General features: G+C 72.7%; 2 protein-coding genes and 1 pseudogene. All 3 read right to left on the reverse strand.

From position 1 onward, the window contains the following. The coding region (locus KHO18_RS28065) for a DEAD/DEAH box helicase (protein ID WP_211944303.1) at positions 1-285 on the reverse strand (285 nt) is incomplete at its 3' end. Then, positions 282-1,982 (reverse strand): ATP-dependent DNA ligase, encoded by a 1,701-nt coding sequence (locus KHO18_RS28070; protein WP_211944304.1) that lies wholly within the window; start codon positions 1,980-1,982, stop codon positions 282-284. The genes KHO18_RS28070 and KHO18_RS28065, both read right to left, overlap by 4 nt. After that, positions 1,979-2,381 (reverse strand): annotated as a pseudogene (locus KHO18_RS28075) (DNA ligase-associated DEXH box helicase); the annotation flags it as partial. The pseudogene KHO18_RS28075 and the gene KHO18_RS28070, both read right to left, overlap by 4 nt.

Raw genomic sequence — 2,381 nt, forward strand, 5'->3', positions numbered from 1 at the left:
GGCGGTGTCCGCGGCCAGCGCGCGCATCGGCGTGAGCCACAGCACGGTGAGCGGTGGCGGCGTGGCGCCGGCGCGGGCCGGGGGCTCGGCGAAGGCCAGCAGCGCACCCAGCCACGCGGCGTAGGTCTTGCCGGTGCCGGTGGTGGCGTGGAGCAGCCCGCTCTGGCCGTGCCCGATGGCCTCCCAGACTTCGCACTGAAAATCGAACGGCTGCCAGTGGCGGGCCGCGAACAGCGCCGGCAGCGTCTCGGCCACGGGGGGCGGGCGGACGAAGACATCGTTCATGCGGCATCCTCGGCCGGCACCGCGCGCGCGGCGCCCGGCAGCATCGCCTCCAGCGTGGCCAGCGTGTCGGCCTCCTCGATCGGCTTGTCCGTGCGCCAGCGCAGCATGCGTGGAAACCGTACCGCGATGCCGCTCTTGTGGCGCCCGCTACGGGAGATGCCCTCGAAGCCGAGTTCGAAGACCTGCGTCGGCGTGACGCTGCGCACCGGGCCAAACGACTCCACGGTGGTCTTGCGCACGATGGCGTCCACGGCGCGCATCTCGGCATCGGTCAGCCCCGAGTACGCCTTGGCGAACGGCACCAGCGCGCGATCCGGCGTGCCCGGCGGGCCGTTCCAGACCGCGAAGGTGAAATCGGTATAGAGACTGGCGCGCCGGCCGTGGCCGCGCTGGGCGTAGATCAGCACGGCATCCACGGTGTAGGGGTCGATCTTCCACTTCCACCAGACGCCCACGTCCTTGGTCCGCCCCGCGCCGTAGGCGGCGTCGGCAGACTTGAGCATGAAACCCTCCACGCCCAGTTCGCGCGAGGTCTCGCGCAGCGTGGCGTAGCGCGCCCAGCTTTCAGCATCGACCAGCGGGCTCAACTCCAGCGCCGGGTGGACGTGATCGGCAATCACCTGCTCCAGCCGCGCGCGGCGCTCGGCCTGCGGGCGGGCGCGCCAGTCCTCGCCCTGCCATTCGAGCAGGTCGTAGGCCATCAGGATGGCCGGTGCCTCGCGCAGCAGCTTGGCACCGAGCGTCTTGCGGCCGATGCGCTGCTGGAGCAAGGCGAACGGCTGCACGCGGCGGTCCTGCCAGATCACGATCTCGCCGTCGAGCACGGTGCCGTCCGGCAGCGTGGCGGCGGCTTCGGCCAGCTCGGGAAAGCGCTCGGTGATCAGTTCCTCGCCGCGCGACCACAGCCATGTGGCGCCGGCCCGGCGCACCAGCTGGGCGCGGATGCCATCCCACTTCCATTCCACCTGCCAGCGCGCCGGGGCGCCGAGCACGGTGTCGAAGTCCTCCACCGGGGCCTGCAGCGGATGGGCGAGGAAGAAGGGATAGGGCTGGCCGCCGCGCTGGATGCTGGCGAGGGCGCCCTCGCCCGCCGCCGTGCCGGCATCGTCCGGCGCGATCAGCGCTAGGTAGTGGGCGGCATCGGGGCGGCGCGAGATGTCCGTGTAGCCGACCATGCGCTCGGCCACGCGCTTGGCGTCGAGCCCGGCCACCTCGCCCAGCGCCCGCGTGACCAGCAGCCGCGACACGCCCACGCGGAACGCGCCCGTGATCAGCTTGAACAGCACCAGCCGCCCGCGCGCGTCGAGGGGCCGCGAGAGCGCGTCCAGCCGCTCGCGCAGCACCTCGGGCGGCAGGCCGCGCAGCGGCAGCAGGCGCTGCTCCACCCATTCGGCCAGCCCGGCCGTGTCCACGTGCGGCGCGGCCGGGAGCAACAGCGCGATGGTCTCGGCCAGATCGCCCACGGCCTGATAGCTTTCCTCGAACAGCCATTCGGGCAGCGCGGCGGCCTGCCGGGCCAGCTCGCGCAGCATCGCCACCGGCACCAGCTGGCGCGGCTTGCCGCCGGACAGGAAGTAGACCGCCCAGGCGGCGTCCTCGGGCGGCGCGGCGCGCAGGTAGTCGACCAGCGCTGCCAGCTTGGCGTTGCTGGAGGTGGTGCCGTCCAGCGCCGCATAAAGGTCGGCGAAGGCTTTCATGCGCCTTGCTCCTCGCTTGACTCCGGGGTGGTTTCCGCCTGCGCCTGCCCCTGCCCCTGCCCCTGCCCCTGCCCCTGCTCCTGCGCCGGCTCGTCATCATCCCCGGCATCGTCCCCATACTCGGTCTGGAACGCCTGCGCCTGCCAGCCCTGCTCGCACAGGTAGCGCACCATCACCGGCACGTTGCCATGCGTGACGATGATGCGCGGCGCGCCCGTGGCGGTGATCGCCGACAGCAGCCCGGGCCAGTCCGCATGGTCGGACAGCGCGAAGCCGCGATCGACGCCACGCCGGCGCCGCGTGCCGCGCAGCTGCATCCAGCCGCTGGCGAACGCATCGGCGGATTCGCCAAAGCGGCGCAGCCACGTGGAGCGCTGCGCGGACGGCGGCGCCACCACC

It is taken from the genome of Cupriavidus campinensis (assembly GCF_905397395.1).
Classification (GTDB): Bacteria; Pseudomonadota; Gammaproteobacteria; order Burkholderiales; family Burkholderiaceae; genus Cupriavidus; species Cupriavidus campinensis.

What these genes read in the sequence shown, in the direction of transcription:
- KHO18_RS28070 (WP_211944304.1), bottom strand. Translation starts at nt 1,982, where the DNA reads ATGAAAGCCTTCGCCGACCTTTATGCGGCGCTGGACGGCACCACCTCC.